General features: G+C 60.3%; 17 protein-coding genes. 9 read left to right on the plus strand and 8 right to left on the minus strand.

Features of this window, described 5'->3' with window-relative positions; genetic code table 11:
* Positions 1-413: 413 nt before the first annotated feature.
* Positions 414-1,025, minus strand: a complete 612-nt coding sequence (locus tag EYD00_RS10565; RefSeq protein WP_004443495.1) for a biliverdin-producing heme oxygenase — start codon at positions 1,023-1,025, stop codon at positions 414-416.
* 294 nt (positions 1,026-1,319) lie between these two features.
* Between EYD00_RS10565 and EYD00_RS10570 the strand changes: the two genes are divergently transcribed.
* From EYD00_RS10570 to EYD00_RS10610, 9 genes are all read left to right on the plus strand, one after another.
* Positions 1,320-2,204 (plus strand): dihydrodipicolinate synthase family protein, encoded by an 885-nt coding sequence (locus tag EYD00_RS10570; RefSeq protein WP_004443496.1) that lies wholly within the window; start codon positions 1,320-1,322, stop codon positions 2,202-2,204.
* 20 nt (positions 2,205-2,224) lie between these two features.
* Positions 2,225-2,881 (plus strand): GntR family transcriptional regulator, encoded by a 657-nt coding sequence (locus tag EYD00_RS10575; RefSeq protein WP_004443498.1) that lies wholly within the window; start codon positions 2,225-2,227, stop codon positions 2,879-2,881.
* 100 nt (positions 2,882-2,981) lie between these two features.
* On the plus strand, positions 2,982-4,310 hold the full coding sequence (locus tag EYD00_RS10580) for an ABC transporter substrate-binding protein (protein WP_004443500.1): 1,329 nt from the start codon (positions 2,982-2,984) through the stop codon (positions 4,308-4,310).
* Positions 4,310-5,248, plus strand: coding sequence for a carbohydrate ABC transporter permease (locus EYD00_RS10585; RefSeq protein ID WP_004443501.1), 939 nt, complete (start codon positions 4,310-4,312; stop codon positions 5,246-5,248). Before EYD00_RS10580 ends, EYD00_RS10585 begins: the two co-directional genes overlap by 1 nt.
* 14 nt (positions 5,249-5,262) lie before the next feature.
* Complete coding sequence (locus EYD00_RS10590) at positions 5,263-6,084, plus strand: carbohydrate ABC transporter permease (RefSeq protein ID WP_169538611.1); 822 nt, start codon at positions 5,263-5,265, stop codon at positions 6,082-6,084.
* A 32-nt stretch (positions 6,085-6,116) separates the two neighbouring features.
* Positions 6,117-7,175, plus strand: coding sequence for an ABC transporter ATP-binding protein (locus EYD00_RS10595; protein WP_004443506.1), 1,059 nt, complete (start codon positions 6,117-6,119; stop codon positions 7,173-7,175).
* A 20-nt stretch (positions 7,176-7,195) separates the two neighbouring features.
* A complete protein-coding gene (locus EYD00_RS10600) occupies positions 7,196-8,155 on the plus strand; it encodes a sugar kinase (RefSeq protein ID WP_004443507.1) in 960 nt (319 codons plus the stop codon).
* 143 nt (positions 8,156-8,298) lie between these two features.
* A complete protein-coding gene (locus tag EYD00_RS10605; RefSeq protein WP_004443509.1) occupies positions 8,299-9,357 on the plus strand; it encodes a DmpA family aminopeptidase in 1,059 nt (352 codons plus the stop codon).
* Between the two features lie 20 nt (positions 9,358-9,377).
* Positions 9,378-10,244, plus strand: coding sequence for a D-amino-acid transaminase (locus EYD00_RS10610; RefSeq protein WP_004443511.1), 867 nt, complete (start codon positions 9,378-9,380; stop codon positions 10,242-10,244).
* 53 nt (positions 10,245-10,297) lie between these two features.
* Here EYD00_RS10610 and EYD00_RS10615 read toward each other — a convergent pair whose 3' ends face one another.
* The 7 genes from EYD00_RS10615 to EYD00_RS10645 form a co-directional block, all read right to left on the minus strand.
* Positions 10,298-11,194: a LysR substrate-binding domain-containing protein gene (locus EYD00_RS10615; RefSeq protein ID WP_004443513.1), complete on the minus strand. Its 897-nt coding sequence runs from the start codon at positions 11,192-11,194 to the stop codon at positions 10,298-10,300.
* A 202-nt stretch (positions 11,195-11,396) separates the two neighbouring features.
* Positions 11,397-12,908 carry a serine hydrolase domain-containing protein gene (locus EYD00_RS10620; protein WP_004443514.1) on the minus strand — a complete coding sequence of 504 codons (1,512 nt, stop codon included), beginning with the start codon at positions 12,906-12,908 and terminating at the stop codon, positions 11,397-11,399.
* 215 nt (positions 12,909-13,123) lie between these two features.
* Complete coding sequence (locus tag EYD00_RS10625) at positions 13,124-13,864, minus strand: ABC transporter ATP-binding protein (RefSeq protein WP_004443516.1); 741 nt, start codon at positions 13,862-13,864, stop codon at positions 13,124-13,126.
* Complete coding sequence (locus tag EYD00_RS10630) at positions 13,861-14,691, minus strand: ABC transporter ATP-binding protein (RefSeq protein WP_004443518.1); 831 nt, start codon at positions 14,689-14,691, stop codon at positions 13,861-13,863. The genes EYD00_RS10625 and EYD00_RS10630 overlap by 4 nt, the downstream gene beginning before the upstream one ends.
* Before the next feature lie 3 nt (positions 14,692-14,694).
* Positions 14,695-15,597, minus strand: coding sequence for a nickel transporter permease (nikC, locus tag EYD00_RS10635; protein WP_004443520.1), 903 nt, complete (start codon positions 15,595-15,597; stop codon positions 14,695-14,697).
* On the minus strand, positions 15,594-16,607 hold the full coding sequence (locus EYD00_RS10640) for an ABC transporter permease (RefSeq protein ID WP_034498671.1): 1,014 nt from the start codon (positions 16,605-16,607) through the stop codon (positions 15,594-15,596). The genes nikC and EYD00_RS10640 overlap by 4 nt, the downstream gene beginning before the upstream one ends.
* A 2-nt stretch (positions 16,608-16,609) precedes the next feature.
* Positions 16,610-18,205, minus strand: coding sequence for an ABC transporter substrate-binding protein (locus EYD00_RS10645; protein WP_004443523.1), 1,596 nt, complete (start codon positions 18,203-18,205; stop codon positions 16,610-16,612).
* Positions 18,206-18,240 lie beyond the last annotated feature (35 nt).

The following is an 18,240-nucleotide window of genomic DNA, read 5'->3' on the forward strand; positions in this document are numbered from 1 at the left end:
GAGTAGCAGGTTCTGTGCCAGACCAAATACAATAATTTTATCAAATGGATAAAATTTTGGGCTGCGTAGAGCGTTGATCAAAAGACAAAATTTTTATCATTTGGTAAAAATATTTGCCTGTTTATTCGGCAAATATTGAGAGCGGCACATCAAAGGCGAGTGGCCCTTACCCAGTCGCAGACCGATTTAAGAAATCCGAAGGCCCTCCTCCGTCATGCCGGACCCGATCCGGCATCCATTCACGGCGCGTCTGCGCCGTGAATGGAATCTTTCGCGATCAAGGACTTGATCGCACCAGACCCCGGATCAAGTCCGGGGTGACGGCGGTAGGGAGTTAAGACTCAATCAAATGCGCACGCGCGAGGGGGCATTCTGCGCGATGAGGACAACAACCGCGCAGTTATGCGAAACCCTCAGCCCATCCGCTGCTGCGCATAAGCATGGACCGCCCGAAACGCCTCTTCAGCGCCGGCAACAACACGCTCTTCTTCTTCCACCGTCAGCGAAATTTCATCGAGGGCCGCAGTAAACGTGCGCCAGTGCAGGCCGCGCCCTTCCGGTGCGCCGGCCAGATGGCGCGCGCCGAATTCTTCATCCAGACCGAGCTTGGCTGCATCCTTCAGCAGGAAGGCAGCGCCAAGATTGGAGCCCTCGACCACGTAAAGCCAGCCCATGGCCTCCGGCAGATCGAAGGGCGTTTCGGCGGTAAAGCGCGGTTCGGACGTTTCCGGAATAGCAAGACCGAGATCGGCAAGGTCCTGCTCGATCATGGGAAGACGACGACGGCCCTTGAGGTCGGGGAGCAGACCATCAAGCGTGTGATTGGAAAAAAAGGCATCGAGATCGCGGTGGAAGAGATATTGCGTTTCCACGAATTTGCCGAAGTTCTCCCGGCTCTCGAACGGCTTCGCCGCCATGATGAAGGCATCCAGATCGCCATGCGCACCGCGCGTTGCAGCTTTCAGGCGCTTGACGCGGCTCTGCTCGATCTCTGCTACAGGCGCTGCCGGCTCGGCGATGGTCATGATGATGGTCCCTTTATCCCTATATTCAGACTGCCTGATAAAAATCTTTACTCCAACAGTCAAATTTATTTTCGCACTATCGACACGCCTTGGAAAGAGCATGGGGCCGCCATCTCCCTGGCAGGACAGCCTACTCTAAGCTTCCTTGACCCTTCGTCTCAACACCTGACGGCGCGGCCTGAAACGAAGAGAAACCTCAAATCGCACTTCCGGACAATCATATTGCAATTAGCTCTTTACAACTAACATGTCAGCATGCCATCAATTCGTAGTCACCTTGGAGGAGCATCTTAATTGACCCAGAAATTCGGCCTTTCGGCAGCCCTGACAACCCCTTTCAAAACGGACGGAACGGTCGATATCGATGCCATGATCGCCCATGCCCGCCGCTGCCTGTCCAATGGCTGCGACAGCGTGACGCTTTTCGGTACGACAGGCGAAGGATGCTCGGTCGGCAGCCGCGAGCGGCAGGTCATTCTCTCCCGCTTCATCGAGGCGGGTGTTGCGCCTGCCCGTCTGGTCACCGGCGTTCTGATGGATTCCATCGAGGACGCGGCCGACCAGTCGGCGGAAGCGCTGAAAGCCGGTGCCCGCAATATTCTGCTCGCGCCCCCCTCCTATTTCAAAAATGTCAGCGATGACGGCCTGTTTGCCTGGTTCTCGGCGGTGTTCGAAAAAATCGGTAAGGATGCACGCGACATTCTCGTCTACAATATTCCTTCCGTAACCATGGTCACCTTGTCCGTGGAACTGGTCGGAAGGTTGAAAAAGGCATTTCCCGGCGTCGTCACGGGCGTGAAGGATTCCTCGGGCAACTGGAGCCACACCGAGCGCCTGCTGAAAGAGCACGGCGATCTCGCCATCCTGATCGGCGATGAGCGCGACTTGGCCAAGGGTGTTCGCCTCGGCGGTCAAGGCGCCATCTCCGGCGTCGCCAATTTCCTGACCCAGGAAGTGCGCGCCATGGCCGTCGACGGCAAGGATGACAAGCGCGTCGAGGATCTTGTTGTGGAACTTCTGAAATTCCCGGTTACACCAGCCGTCAAGGTGCTGGTATCACACACGACAGGGGAAAATATCTGGTCGGATGTGCGTGCACCGCTGGTGGCGATTTCACCTGAGGATCGGCGGCAGATCGAAGGCGCTTTCGACGCGCTGTTTCGCAAACAGGCCGCCTGAACGGAGCTGAAAGGTTGAGCATGGACGATACCGGCGAACAGACATTGCGGGAACGGGCGTATGAGAGCTTTACGCATCACCTTCTCTCGCGTGATGTTCGCCCGGGGCAATTCATCTCGCAGCGCCGCCTTGTGGAACTGACGGGTCTGCCGCTCGGCGCAATCCGGGAGGCAATTCCGCGGCTGGAGGCGGAAGGTCTGATCAAGACCGTGCCGCAGCGGGGATTACAGGTTGCCCATATCGACATCAACCTCATCCGCGAAGCATTCCAGTTCCGAATCTTCCTCGAAAAGGAGGCCGTGGCGCTGTTTACCCGTTCTGCCTCAGACGCAGCTATTGCGAAACTGTTGAAACAGCACCGCGATATCGCCGAAGCGGCCGAAAATGGCGGGGAATCGCCGGAACTTGAGCAGCACGCGCAGCAGGTGGACTGGGGCATGCACGATGCCTTCATCGATGCGCTCGGCAATTCGATCATCTCGAATGCCTACCGGGTCAATTCCATCAAGATGCGCCTCATCAATCAGGAGCGCTTTCGCATCGCCGGCCATGTGAAGTCGGTCATGAAGGAACATCTCGCCATTCTCGAAGCCATCGAGAGGCGATCCGTGGAAGACGCCGTGGAACGGCTGACCGCCCATATCCGCAACGCAAGGGACAGGGCGCTGGCGGTTTAGGGCAAATCCGGCGGGACAAAGAGGGTCTGCGCCGGCCTTGCAGGGAATAAGCAACAAGCCGGGGTGAGGAGAATTTCCGGCTAACTGGAGGAGAACAGACATGACGCATTCATTGCTCAACCCCACGCGCCGCGCCTTTCTGGCAGGCACGGCGGCGCTTGGCGGCAGCGCGGTGCTCGGCATTCGCCCGGCATCGGCGGCGGTGAACTGGAAGAAACACGCGGGCACTACCCTTGAAGTCAATCTCGTCAAAAGCCCGCGCAGCGAAACGCTGATCAAATATCTCGGCGAGTTCGAAGAGCTGACCGGCATCAAGGTCAATGCCGAAGCGACACCGGAACAGCAGCAGCGCCAGAAGGTGGTTATCGAACTCTCCTCCGGCAAGCCGAGCTTCGACGTGGTGCATCTGAGCTACCATGTGCAGAAGCGCCAGTTCGAAAAGGGCAAGTGGCTGGCTGATATCAGCGGCTTCCTGAAAGACCCGTCACTCACCGATCCGTCGCTTACCGAAAAGGACTTTGCCGAGGCCGGCATGCTGTTTGCCAAGGATAGCGACGGCGTGCTGCGCTCGCTGCCCTTCTCGGTGGATTACTGGATCGTCTACTGGAACAAGGAGCTCTTCGAAGCCAAGGGCCTGAAATACCCTGAAACTTTCGAGGAGCTTGTAACGGCCGCGGAAAAGATCACCGATCCCGCAACCAACACCTATGGTTTCGTGGCGCGTGGCCTCAAGAACGCCAATACACCGGTCTGGACCTCGCTGATGCTCGGCTACGGCGCAAAGCCGATCGTCGACGGCAAGGTCAACACCGAGTCCAAGGAGGCGGTTGAAGCGGCCAAGCTCTATCAGCGCCTGATGACCAAAGCCGCGCCTCCAGGCGTCTCCGGCTTCAACTGGGCGGAAGCGCAGTCGGCCTTCCTGCAGGGCAAGATCGGCATGTGGTTCGATGGCGTCGGTTTTGCCCCGCCGATCGAGAACCCGGAAAAATCCCGTGTCGTCGGCAAGGTTGGTTATGGCGTCATGCCGAAGGGCCCGGCAGCGCAGGCCGCTGGCACATTCGGTGATGGCCTCGGTGTCGTCGAAGCCAGCAGCAAGAAGGAAGCCGCTTACCTCTTCTGCCAGTGGGCGATTTCGCATGAAATGGGCGCTCGCCTTTTGCAGGCAGGTGCAGGTGTCCCGTTCCGCCAGTCCATCCTCGAAGACCAGAAGGTGCGCGAGGGCGTCAAGATGCCGGCTGCCTGGCTGGATGCGGTCGTCGGTTCCGGCAAGGTCTCGCAGCTTGCCCTTCCCGTTATCATTCCGGTGACGGAGTTCCGCGACATCTACGGCGTCGGCCTCACCAACATGATCGGCGGCGCCGACCCGGCGGCGGAACTCAAGAAGGCAACGGAACAGTTCACACCCGTTCTGGCGCGTAGCGAGGGATAATGGCCTCCGTGAGCATCGAAAACACCAAGACAGGCGCCAGTCGCAAAGAAGGGAGCAGGCCGGCAAGGCTTGCTCCCAACTACTGGCCTTTCGTCATACCGGCACTGGTCGTCATTTCGGCTGTCATCGTTTTTCCATGGGTCTTCACCCTCTGGATGAGCGCGCATCGCTGGACGCTCGGGCAGGAGCAGAGCTTCATCGGGTTCGAGAACTACGTAAGGCTCGCAAGCGACGCCAGGTTCTGGGAATCGCTCTGGCACACGCTCGTTTATACCGTGCTGTCAGTTGTCGCTCCGCTCTTCCTCGGAACATTGGCGGCGCTGGTTTTCGATGCGCAGTTTCCGCTGCGCGGTTTTCTGCGCGGCGTTTTCGTCATGCCGATGATGGCGACCCCGGTCGCCATCGCGCTCGTCTGGACGATGATGTTCCATCCGCAGCTCGGCGTCCTGAACTATCTCCTGTCCTTCATCCACATCGGCCCGCTGGAATGGATCTACAATCAGTCAACGGTCATTCCGTCGCTGGTCCTTGTGGAAACCTGGCAATGGACGCCGCTCGTCATGCTGATCGTGCTCGGTGGGTTGGCGGCCGTTCCACGCGAACCCTATGAAAGTGCGGAAATCGACGGCGCCAATGCCTGGCAGAAGTTCCGTTATCTCACCATGCCGATGATCGCGCCGTTCCTGATGATCGCCGTCATCATCCGCTCCATCGATGCCGTCAAGAGCTTCGACATCATCTATGCGATGACCCAGGGCGGACCCGGCACGGCCTCCGAAACCATAAACATCTACCTCTACAATACGGCGTTTGCCTATTACGACATCGGTTACGGCTCGGCCATGGCCGTCGTCTTCTTCATCATCATCGTGGCGCTTTCCTTCGTGCTTCTGATGGTGCGCCAGCGCTCGCAATGGAACGAGATGGAGGAACACTGATGTCCGCAAAAATCCTGAAACGCAGAAATCTCGACCGGCTCGGCCTGTTCTTCGTGGCGCTGGTAATGATTTCGCCTGTTATCCTGTTCTTCATCTGGATGATCTCGCTGTCTCTGAAATATGAAATCGACAACGGCGCCTATCCGCCAATCCTGATACCCGAACGTTTCGCCTGGTCGAACTATGTGAAGGTGTTCGAAGAGAACAATTTCTTCCTCTATTTCTGGAATTCGGTCCTCGTGACAGGGGCGGCCACCATTCTGGCGCTCGTCATCGGCGTTCCCGCCGGCTACGGCATCGCGCGGCTGAAGGCGGAAAAGTCGGCGGTCGTCATCATGATCGCCCGCATGACACCCGGCCTTTCTTTCCTCATTCCGCTGTTCCTGCTGTTCCAATGGCTGAACCTCTTGGGCACGCTCTGGCCGCAGATCATCATCCATCTTGTCGTGACGGTGCCGATCGTCGTCTGGATCATGATCGGTTATTTCGAGACGACACCGAAGGAGCTGGAAGAGGCCGCAAGCATTGATGGCGCATCCTCCTGGCAGGTGTTTCGCCTCGTGGCGCTGCCGATCGCCAAGCCCGGCATCGTCGTCTCCTTCATTCTGGCGGTCATCTTCTCGTGGAACAACTTCGTCTTCGGCATCGTGCTGGCCAGCCGTGAAACCCGCACCCTGCCGGTCGCGGTCTACAACATGCTGTCCTTCGAACAGGTGAGCTGGGGTCCGCTGGCTGCAGCCGCGTTGATTGTGACGCTGCCGGTGCTGCTGCTCACCATGTTCGCACAGAAACAGATCGTGGCGGGCCTGACCGCCGGCGCCGTCAAGGGCGGCTGAACCATCAAACAAATAAATACGGGAACCTGCACATGGCACCGGTCAATATCCAAAACGTCCAGAAGCGCTTCGGCTCCGTCAACGTCATCCACGGCATCGATATCGACATCAAGGATGGCGAATTCGTGGTCCTGGTTGGCCCTTCCGGCTGCGGCAAATCCACCCTGCTGCGCATGATTGCAGGGCTGGAAGAGCTGAGCGATGGCGAAATCCATATCGGCCCGCGCGAGGTGAGCCACCTGCCCGCCCGCGACCGCGATATCGCCATGGTCTTCCAGAACTACGCGCTTTATCCACACATGACGGTCAAGGACAATATGGGCTTTGCGCTGAAACTGAAGAAGGTGAGCGCCGAGGAAACCAAGGCCAAGGTGGACCGGGCCGCCGCCATTCTGGGCCTGGAAAAACTGCTCGACCGTTATCCGCGCCAGCTCTCGGGCGGCCAGCGCCAGCGTGTCGCCATGGGCCGCGCGCTGGTGCGCGATCCGCAGGTCTTCCTGTTCGATGAACCGCTTTCCAATCTCGATGCCAAGCTGCGCGTGCAGATGCGCGGCGAGATCAAGGCCATGCACCAGCGCATCGGCACGACGACCATCTACGTCACACACGACCAGGTGGAAGCCATGACCATGGCCGACAAGATCGTGGTGCTGCATGACGGCGTGATCGAACAGATCGGCGCGCCGCTCGAACTTTACGACAATCCCGCCAACCTCTTCGTTGCCGGCTTCATCGGCTCACCCGCCATGAACTTCATTCGCGGCCGGGTCGAAGAAGGCGTCTTCCGCACTGCCAAGGGCCTTAGTCTGCCGTTGCCCGCCCATGCCGATATCGGCAAGCTCGGCGGCCGAGACCTGGTCTACGGCGTGCGGCCCGAACATATCCGCGCGGCCGAGACCGGCATCGAAGGCCGCGTCGAACTGGTCGAAGGCACCGGCTCGGAAATCTATGCCAAACTCGATTGCAAGGGTGACGACATCGCCTGCCTGTTCCGCGAGCGCCTCAATGTCCGCTTCGGCGATACGATCCACATTGCCATCGATCCGGCAACCGTGCATCTGTTCGACAAAGACAGCGGTAAACGCATCTGAGCGCAACGGGAGCAAAGAGAATGGCGAAAGAACAGGCCGGCAAGCATGTCCTCTGCGTGGGGGCAGCCGTGCTCGACACCCTGTTTCGCGTTCACGACATGCCAAAGGGTGAAGGCAAGGTCCTGCCCTATGAAATGCTGCAGATCGCCGAAGGCATGGCGTCCAGCGCTGCCTATGCCGTGCATCGCATGGGCGGCCGCGCCAGCCTGTGGGGAGCGGTGGGCGACGATGAGACCGGAAGCCGTATCCTGCGCGATCTCAGCGAAAGCGGCATCAACACGAGCGGTATGACGGTCGCGACCGGCGCACGCTCGGCCCTGTCAACGATCATCATCGATAACAGGGGAGAGCGGCTGATCGTGCCTTTCTACGATCACCGGCTGCACGAGAAGAAGCGGTCCTGCACGCCGCAAGACATCGCGCCTTTCGACGCCGTTCTGGTGGATGTGCGCTGGCCGGAACTGGCGCTTGATGTGCTCACGGTGGCGCGCACGCTTGGCAAACCCGCCATTCTCGATGGAGACGTTGCACCCGTCGAAATCCTTGAGAAGCTTGCGCCAGCCGCGAGCCATATCGTCTTTTCCGAACCCGCAGCTGCCCGGCTGACGGGGCTTGAAACGGTGAAAGACATGCTGCCGGTGCTGCATGCTCGCTACCCTGAGACCTTCATCGCTGTTACCGCCGGACCAGCCGGTTGCTGGTGGACCGAGCCCAATGATCCCACGGTGCATTTTCAGGAGACGATGTCCATCGAAGCAGTCGACACGCTGGCGGCGGGCGATATTTTCCACGGCACGTTTGCGCTCGCGATGGCTGAGCGCATGGAAAGCCGCGCCGCCATCCGCCTCTCCTCCGTTGCTGCCGCGCTCAAATGCACAGTCTTCGGCGGCCGGGCCGGCGCACCTACGCGCGAAGAGACGGAAGACGCAATGCGGCACTGGCTGGAGCGTGATGGCGAACCCGCGCTGCGCGCCTCCTGAGGGCATCCATTGCCCGCATAAAACTATTCCATTTTTGCGATGCCGTTTCCCGGCGAACTAGGCTAACGTCAAGTCAGAGCAAAGCTTTTCGCAAGATGCGCTCGCCTCGACCTCAGCCCGCATTCCGCAAAAGTGATCGCCCGATGCATCAGACGACCCGCCCGAGACTGCGCGATATCGGTTTCCGGCCCGGCCATTTCGAAACCGGCCGGCTCAACGCCATCACCGATGTCGAAGGGGTGGCCGTTGGCCATTCGACCGTCATCGAAGGAGACAAAATACGCACCGGCGCAACCGCGATCCTGCCGCATGACGGCAACCTGTTTCAGGACAAGGTGCCCGCCGCCTTCGCCGTTTATAACGGCTTCGGCAAATTTGCAGGCTCAACCCAGATTGAGGAATTGGGCGAACTCGAAACGCCAGTTATCCTCACCAATACGCTGGCAACCGGTCGTGCCATCGAGGCGATCAACCGCCATACGCTGGCGCAGCCGGGGAATGAAAAAGTCGTCTCGATCAATGCCGTCGTCGGCGAGACCAACGATTCCCGCCTGAACGACATCCGCGCCGGCCGCCCGACCGTCGAGGAAATCTCGTCCGCGTTGAAAAATGCGACCACCGGCCCCATCGCAGAGGGCGGGGTGGGCGCAGGAACCGGCACGGTCGCCTTCGGCATGAAGGGCGGCATCGGCACCGCCTCCCGCATCGTCACCATTGCCGGTGATGCTTACACCATCGGCGTTCTCGTACAATCCAACTATGGCGGCCATCTGCTGGTCTGCGGCAAACCCTATGTCAGCCCTGATCACCAGGACAAGGATGGCTCCATCGTCATCATTGTCGCCACCGACGCGCCGCTCTCTTCCCGCAATCTGAAGCGCTTGGCGGCCAGAAGCTTCGGCGGACTTGCCCGCACGGGTGCGGCACTCAGTAATGGCTCCGGTGATTATGCGCTGGCATTTTCCACCGATCAGCGCCTGCGCCGCACGCCTGCGCGCCGCAAGGCCGTTACGGACTACCCCGAGCTTTCCAACGACGCGATCTCGCCGCTCTTCGAAGCCACGATAGAGGCGACGGAGGAAGCGATCCTCAATTCGCTCTGCGCAGCAGAAACGACAACCGGCTTCAATGCCGGCACCGGCAAGGCCTCCACGGTCGAAGCCATTTCCATCGACACCCTCAAAACCCTTCTTTCAGCCTGACTTTTCCAGACGGAGTTTTCATGACTAGCCCATCCGGTCGCATCGTTTACGTCAACGGCGAGTTCCTGCCCGAAGCGGACGCCCGCCTTTCCATCTTCGACCGAGGATTCCTGTTTGGCGACGGCATCTACGAGGTCACCTCCGTTCTGGAAGGCAAATTGATCGACAGCGACCTGCATATGGCCCGGCTGGAACGCAGCGCCCGCGAGATCGATGTCGCCCTGCCGGTCACGACCGGCGAGATCGTCGAGGCCGAACGTCGCCTGATCGCCGACAACAATCTCGTCGAAGGCATGATCTATCTGCAGCTGACGCGTGGTGCGGAAGATCGCAACTTCCTGTTCTCTGCCGATCTGAAGCCGACGCTGGTCATGTTCACCCAGGCGAAGAAGCTGATCGGCACTCCGGTCGAAGAGGTCGGGATCGCCGTCAAGTCGGTTCCCGACCAGCGCTGGGAACGCCGCGACATCAAGACCGTCTGCCTGCTTCCGCAGGTCATGGCAAAGCGCATCGCGAAGGCCGAAGGCTGTGACGAGGCGTGGATGATCGAGAACGGTTTCGTCACTGAAGGCGCGTCCTCCACCGCCTATATCGTCACCGCCGATAAGAAGATCATCACCCGCGGCAACAGCAACAAGACCCTGCCCGGCTGCACCCGCCTCGCCGCCCTGCAACTGGCAAAGGAAGCAGGCTTCACGCTGGAGGAACGCCCCTTCACGCTGGAAGAGGCGCTGAATGCCGATGAAGCCTGCCTGACCAGCGCCTCCAACTTCGTGGTTTCGGTCACGAAGATCGACGGCAAGCCGGTAGGCAACGGAAAGCCTGGACCGATGGTAAGCCGCCTGCGCGCGCTCTACCTCGAAAACGCACGCCGCACGGCGATCTGATCGAACGCGTTTTGTTTATCACATTCCAGTCGGAGAACCGCGGCCGGAATGCTCTAGTCTTCGAGAACCGCCCAGATGCGCTCGACAACGGGCCGGCGGTTCTCCTTGGAGCGATAGAGCCTGATATCGACCGCGATATCGTAGGTCGGGTCTGCGGCCCGCACCAGAGCGCCGCTATCAAGCTCGTGCCGCATCAGGCTTTCCGGTACCCAGGCCACACCCCAGCCGGCCATCGCCATGGCCTTCAGCCCCACCGACATGCTGCCCTCATGCACCCGCTCGAATTGCGGCAGCCGCGCGCTCAGGAGATCGCGAAGCAAAGGCCCGAAGAAAGAGGCCTTTTCATAATCCAGATAAGCAAAGGGTTTTCGCGCATTTTCAACCAGCGCATGCAGCGGCGAGCCATCATTCGCAGGCGCGGATACCGGGATGATGTTCTCGGCGCCCAGCACGCGGAATTCGAAAAGCTGCGCATCGAGCAACATCGGCACTTCGGGATGGGCATAGGTCAGAAGGAAATCGCTTTGCCCGTCCACCAGTGAGTTGAGGTTTTCCTCCATGCTGCCGGAATCGGGCCGCAGAACCGAAAACAGCGGCCCGGCCTTCTCGTTCACCCGTTTCAGCCAATCCGGAAAGAAGGTGAAGGATAAAGTATGCAGCGCCGTCAGCCGCACCGTCCTGGCATCCGCCCCCTCCTCCTGAAGAAGCGTGCGCCGTGCGTGGTAAAGCTGTTTCAGCGTTTCCTGGGCGACAGGCACGAATTTCGCCCCCGCCTCTGTCAGCCGGGAAGGATAGGATGCCCGATCGACCAGCGTCGCGCCCACCCAGGCTTCCAGCTGCTTGATGCGCCGGCTGAAAGCCGATTGCGTCACATGCCGCTCATCCGCCGCCTTCGAAAAATTCAGCGTTCCGGCCAATGCCAGGAAATCCTCGAGCCATTTGACTTCCAAGGGTCTGTTCTCCCACAAAGATGCCATCCCGGCCTGCCGGGAACACGGCTCTTTATTAGGAGGAATAGGAGCTGATTGAAACCCGTTAGGAGGTTTCAGGCTGTTGAGGAAATAGCCCGAGCCCCATTCTCGTCATCCCTCGGCTTACACATCCTCTGGACAGGTCCGAGCATGTGGCGCGCGACGGGGTGGGTCTCAGTCGTTAGCGGCTCCGTGAATATTCAATCATCCGCGCCCGGCTGCAAACCAGCTCGATCCGGTCGTCCCCCAGACGATTGAGGCAGACACGCTTCGTCCATGGCCCATCAATCAGCGTGAAGAGGAAACGACCATTGCCGAGCGCCTTCAAGGGCATGCTGCGGCGGACGGGGCCGATGCCCATCGTCAGTGAGGAGCCGTTGATCGAAAATTCAGCGCCCTCATCCGAACGCCACGACCCCGACAGATCATCCGGCACCGTATGCTCCCCGACCGGTAGGAAACGGCGCGTCGCGTGGCCGGCCTCGCCGACGATTGCATCGCCCTCAAGCCTCAGACGCATGGGCGACGATGCGGAGCGGGAAGAAACCCAGCCATCGACATCTTCATAGAGCGTGTCATCGCCATCGATGAAGGTGGATGTGCTGCCCTTGATCTCCAGCCACCACGGACCGCTTTCGGTGACATAGAGGCCTTCCGGCAGGTTGGCGGCCGGCTTGGGCAAAGGCAGGCCGGTCAAAGCCGCCATGCTTTCAAGCGCGATCTTGAAACCGTTGGTATCTTCGCGATTGGACACCACGACGAATCCCGTGCCGTTTTCGGGATCGAGCAGGAAGTAAGTTTTGTAGCCGGGATGAGAACCGCCGTGGCCGACAAACCGGCGGCCGCCCAAATGCGACCAGCGCAGACCGAGGCCATATTCGCTCATCCGCCCGTCGGCGAGCGGCCGCTCAGCCGAAAGCCTGTCGAGAACACCCGCAAAGCTGCCCTCGCCCCGCATCAGCCCCTGCAGCCAGCGAGCCAGCGCGTCGGCACTGCCTGCAAGGCTGCCGGATGCGGAGATATGCAGTCCGGCAGCAGAAAGCTGCCAGTTCTCTTCAGACTTCCAGTAACCCGGCACCAGGCCGTTGACCGGATCGTTCCAGACGTCAGGCGCTTTCAGAAACACGTCGAACGGCGCGGCAATCTGCGTCTGCACGAAATCGTCGAAACGGAAACCCCGGCGCTCCAGCGCCGCTTCCACCAGACGGTAACCGGTATTGGAATAGGACACCTCGCTGCCGGCATCGAAATTCAGCCGGGTCAGCCGGGACAGGTATTCGAGAAGCGGTCCGGCCTTCGTTTCGGTATAGACGGAAAGCCCAAGCAAGGAGAGACACTCGCGCGTATCCGGCAGGCCGCCGCTCATGTCCAGCGCCTGCCCGACCGTGACATCGCGCAGCGGCGATTGCAGCTCCGGCAGATGTTTGCCGAGCGGATCGTCGAGCCCGATCAGATCTGCATTGGCCAGCACCATGGCGCAGAAAACGTGTTTCGTGACGGAGGCATACCGCACCACGCTCTGCGGCGTGAAGGGCGCAGAGGTCGAGAGGCTCTCGACACCGCCGGCATGGGTAAAACGGATACCATCGAGATCAAAACCGATGACCGCCCCGCCCGGCTCGTTGCCTGTCCACTGCGAGACGAAGGTCTCTGAAAGGGCTGACGCGGCGTTCCAGTCGAGTTGCTGTGGCATGGTTTGGTCTCTTATCTCGTCGTCTTTACAGAAAAGCCTCGGCACCGCCGCTTGTTTCTTCTCCCCGCCGGGGAGAAGGTGGCCCGAAGGGCTGGATGAGGGGAGGCGACGCCAGCGATATTCGGAGAGCTGGCCCCCTCATCCCGCTGCCGCGGACTTCTCCCCGGCGGGGAGAAGAAGCGAGCGGCACCCGCTCGATCCATGGTCGCGTGGACTCAGGCCGGCTCTTCCAGCCGGATGCTCAGGCTACGCAGCTCTTCCGTATGCGGATGTTTCGTACGTCCCTCGCGCAGATCACCCGCGCTCAGCTGCTCCACCATCTCCCCATTCAACATCACGCCCACCTGCGGGCAAAGATGCGCAATGACTGCCAGATTGTGGCTGACGAGAATATAGGTAAGGTTGCGCGCTGCGCGCAGGTCCTGCAACAGGTTCAGGATTTCCGCCTGCACCGACACATCGAGCGCTGAAGTCGGCTCATCAAGCAGCAGCACCTGCGGATCGGCGATCAAGGCGCGGGCAATCGCCACGCGCTGGCGCTGGCCGCCGGAAAGCTGGTGCGGGAACCGGAAACGCACCGCCTGCGGCAGGGCGACGTCCGACAAAGCCTGCTGGATGCGCTTTTCGATATTGTCCATGCCGTGCACCAGCGGCAGTTCGCTGAGGATACGGTCGATGGTCTGGCGCGGATGCAGCGACCCGTAGGGGTCCTGAAACACCATCTGCACCTGCCGGAAGAATTCCGGTGTGCGACGCAGGGGGGCATCCTTGCCGGCAAAGGCGATACGCCCTTCCCAGCTTTCATTGAGGCCGGCCATGGCGCGCAGGATGGTGGACTTGCCCGAGCCGCTTTCACCGACGATGCCGAAGCTGCCGCCCTTTTCCACCGAAAAGGAGACGCCCTTCACCACTTCGCGGTCGCCGAACTTGATACGGAGATTATCGACGTCGATCATTGGCTGGACCACGCTGCATCACGGTTGAGAACGGGAAGACGCTCGCGCGGATGCGTCAGCGAGGGAATGCAGTTCAAAAGTCCCTGCGTATAAGGATGCTGGGCTTTCAGAAGCTCGGAAGCCTTCAGCTCCTCCATCACCCGGCCGGAATACATCACCGCAACACGATCGCAGAAATGAGAAACGAGCGGCAGGTCATGGCTGATGAGGATAAGACCCATGCCCCGCTCCGACACCAGCTCCTCAATCAGCCGCAGGATTTCCGCCTGCACCGTGGCGTCGAGCGCGCTGGTCGGTTCGTCGGCAATCAGCAGCTCCGGATCGGGGGCAAGCATCATGGCGATCATCACGCGCTGGCCCATACCGCCTGAAACCTCATGCGCATAGGACGAGGCGACCTGACGCGGATTGCGGATTTTCACCTGATCGAGCAGCGCGATTGCCGCTTCCATGGCGGCTCGCTTGCTGCCGCCCTTGTGGGTGCGCCATGCTTCGGCTACCTGCGCACCAATAGTCTTCACCGGGTTCAGCGAATATTTCGGGTCCTGCAGGATGAAGCCGGCCCGCTTGCCGCGGATCTGGCGCATCTGCCTTTCGCTGGCGGACAGCACGTCGATGCCATCGAAGGCGAGCTTGTCGGCGCGGATATCGGCATTGGAGGGCAGGAGCTTCATCAGCGCCCGCGCCGTCAGGCTCTTGCCGGAACCGGATTCGCCGACGATGCCGAGTTTTTCGGTTCCGAGTTTCATGGAGACACCACGCACCGCCTCGAAACGGCTGGTGCGGGTCTGGAAGGCGATCTTCAGATTTTCGATTTCGACCAGCATGGCTCAATGTCCCTTCGGGTCGAGAACGTCGCGCAGGCCATCGCCGAGGAAGTTGAAGGCGAGCGAAACGAGGAAGATGGCGATACCGGGAATGGTGGCGACCCACCATTGTTCGAAGATGAAGCGCTTGGCTGTCGCAATCATCGCGCCCCATTCCGGCGAAGGCGGCTGCGCGCCCATGCCGAGGAAGCCGAGGCTGGCGGCGGTGATGATGATGGAGCTCATGTCGAGCGTGATGCGAACGATAAGGCTCGGCACGCAGAGCGGCGCGATATGCCGGGCGATGATGCGCCAGGCGGAAGCACCCGTCAGGCGATAGGCCGCGACGAAGTCGCTGCCGCGAACCGTCATGGTTTCAGCGCGCGCCAGACGCGCATAAGGCGGCCAGGCGGTGAGCGCGATGGCGAGAATGGCGCTTTCGACGCCCGGTTTCAGCGCCGCGACAAAGGCCAGCGCAAGGATGAGCCGCGGAAACGCTAGAAACACGTCCGTCACGCGCATCAGCACCGTATCGACGATGCCGCCGAAATAACCGGCGATGCAGCCGATGGCGAGACCGATGGGGGCGACGAGAACGACGACGGCAATGACCATGCCAAGCGTGACGCGACCACCGTAGAGAATACGCGAGAGAATGTCGCGACCAAGCTCATCCGTGCCGAACCAGTGCTCGGCGCTCGGGAACGCCAGGCGGTTGCCGAGGTTCTGCGTCGCCGGATCGTAGGGAGCGAGCAGCGGCGCCAGCAGCGACAGCGCGATGAAGAGGACGATGATCGTTAGACCGACCACCGCCAGCGGATTGGACTTGAGGTTGAGCCAGATGCGATACCGGTTGCCCCAGGCAGCCTGTGTTCGCGAATGCGGCGTTTCATCCAGCGCCCAGTTTCTGAAATTAGCTAACATCATCGAACGCGAGGATCCATAACTCTGTAAAGCACGTCTGCGAGCAGGTTGAGGGCGACATAGATGAAGCCGATCAACAGGGTGGCTCCGACGACGGGGTTCATGTCCGCGTTCATGAGCGAGACGGTGAGATATTGACCAAGGCCCGGCCAGCTGAAGACGGTTTCCGTCACCACGGCGCCTTCGAGAAGGCCGGCATAGGTGAGCGCGAGAACCGTGACGAGCTGCACGGCGACCGTCGGGAAGGCGTGTCCCCAGATCACGGTCATGGCAGAAAGCCCCTTGGCGCGGGCGGTGATGACATATTCGCCCTTCAGCGCGTCGATCATGAAGGCGCGCGTCATGCGGGTGATATAGGCCATGCTGAAATAGGCGAGAATGCAGACGGGCTGCACCATATGGGCGATGGCGTCGTAAAAGGCGTCCCAGTCGCCCGCAAGCAGCGTGTCGACGGTCATCAGGCCGGTAACCTGCGTGATCATGCCGTCATAGATGATGTCCTGACGCCCCGGCCCCGGTGCGACGCCAAGCGTGGCGTAAAAGACGAGCAGCGAAATCAGCGCCAGCATGAAAACAGGCACCGAGTGGCCGGCAAGGCAGACGACGCGGATGACCTGATCCGTCAGCTTGCCCTGCTTGACGGCGGCCCAGACACCAAGCGGAATGCCGATCAGCGCGGCAAGAATGAGCGCTGCGGTGGCAAGTTCGAAGGTGGCGGGGAAAACGCGCTTGATATCGATCCAGACCGGATTGCGGGTCAGGATCGAATTGCCGAAATCGCCATGCAGAACCTGCGTGACATAATGGAAAAACTGCACGACCAGCGGCTGGTCGAGACCCATTTCGGCCCGGACCCGCACGATGACGTCTTCGGGCGCATTGTCGCCGACCGCCGCGATGACGGGATCGACGGGCATGACGCGCCCGATCATGAAGGTGATGATCATCAAACCGAACAGCGTCAGGAGGACGCTGCTCAGTATCGACGATATGCTTTTAACGCGCTTGTTCAATGTCACGCTTTCTTCGCATCGTGGTAGGAATTGCCCTCAGAGAGAACGCCGAGTTCGAAACCGGAAACGCCCTTGCGGAAGGCTGCCGTCTTGGTGGTCTGGAACATGAACACGAAGGGGCTGTTTTCCATGTGTTCGCGCTGCAGGGCTTCATAAAGCTCCACGCGCTTTGCAGGATCCTTCTCGTCACGCGCGGCTTCCGCCTTGGCGGCAAAGTCGTCGTTCTTGAAGCGCGAACGCCACAGGAAGGGCTTCGACTTGGCGTCGTCGCCATTGTCCTTGTTGATGTTGAAGACATCGGCGTTGGAATGCGGATCGAAATAATCCGTGCCCCAGGCCGACAGCGCCATCTGGTGTTCGCGGGCGCGCATCTTGGTCAGAACCTGGCGGTTCTCGGCCGATTGCAGGCGTACCTTGATGCCGATATCGGCAAGGTTTGCCTGGATGGCCTGCGCCAGATCCGGATAAGGCTGGGCGGAATAATGGTCCATGCTGATTTCGAAACCATCGGCAAGGCCGGCTTCGGCCATCAGTGCCTTGGCCTTTTCGACATCGCGCTGGAACGGAATGTCGTTGACGGCGCCGGGGAAGCCCTTCGGCTCGAAGCTCTGGTGGATTTCGTGCGTCAGCGGCACGATGTTTTCCTGCATGCCCTTGTAGTCCAGCGCCCACTTGATCGCTTGCCAGACCTGCGGCTTCGCAAGGTTCTCATTGCCCTGGTTGAGCGAGATCAGCACCAGCGAAGCGATGGACTTGCGCTCCAGCTCGATATTGGCGTCGTCCTTGACGGTACGCAGCTGCTCCGAGGTCAGGTCACGGGCAATGTCGATATCGCCCTTCTGCAGCATCAGCAGCTGGGAAGACGGATCGGTGACGTGGCGCAGGATGATACGCTTGATGTTGCCCTTGTAGGGACCGTTCGGGTTGACGTTGAGCGCGACGCTTTCGCTGGGTTTCCAGGCCTGCAGCACGAAATCGCCGGAACCGGCGCTGTTCTTCTGCAGCCAGCCATTGCCGAGGTCTTCACCGGAAGCATTGGCAAGAACCACCTTCTTTTCGACGATCGCGCCAATATTGGCCGAGAGGCAATAAAGCAGGAAGGAGATGGCGGTCGGCCTCGCCGTCGTCAGCTTCACCGTCTTCTCGTCGGCGGCAACAATGGTCGTCTCGACATTGTCAGGCGCAAAGCCGAACTGGCTTATGATGAAGGCCGGGCTCTTGTTCATCTTGATGGCGCGCTGCAGCGAGAAGGCAACGTCTTCCGCCGTGACCTTGGCGCCGCTCGAGAAGGTCGCGTCGTCGCCGATGGTGAAGGTGAAGACCTTGCTGTCCGCATCGGCTTCCCACGACTTGGCGATGACGGGATCGACCTTGGTGGAATCCTCGCGGTTGGCGCGCACCAGCTTCTGATACATGTTGGAGATGATTTCACCGCCGACAGCCTCGAAACCTTCATGTGGGTCAAGGCTCGTCATGTTGTCCAGCTGCTGCGCAACGACCAGAATATCCTTCGGCGTGGCGGCGAAGGCCGGGATGCGCGCATAGGACAGGAACGGAACGGCGGCGCCGGCAATCAACAGGTTGCGTCTTGAAATCATCGAAAATCCCCTTTCGGACCTTATTTTTCGGAAAA

Source organism: Agrobacterium sp. 33MFTa1.1 (assembly GCF_004328495.1).
Classification (GTDB): Bacteria; Pseudomonadota; Alphaproteobacteria; order Rhizobiales; family Rhizobiaceae; genus Agrobacterium; species Agrobacterium pusense.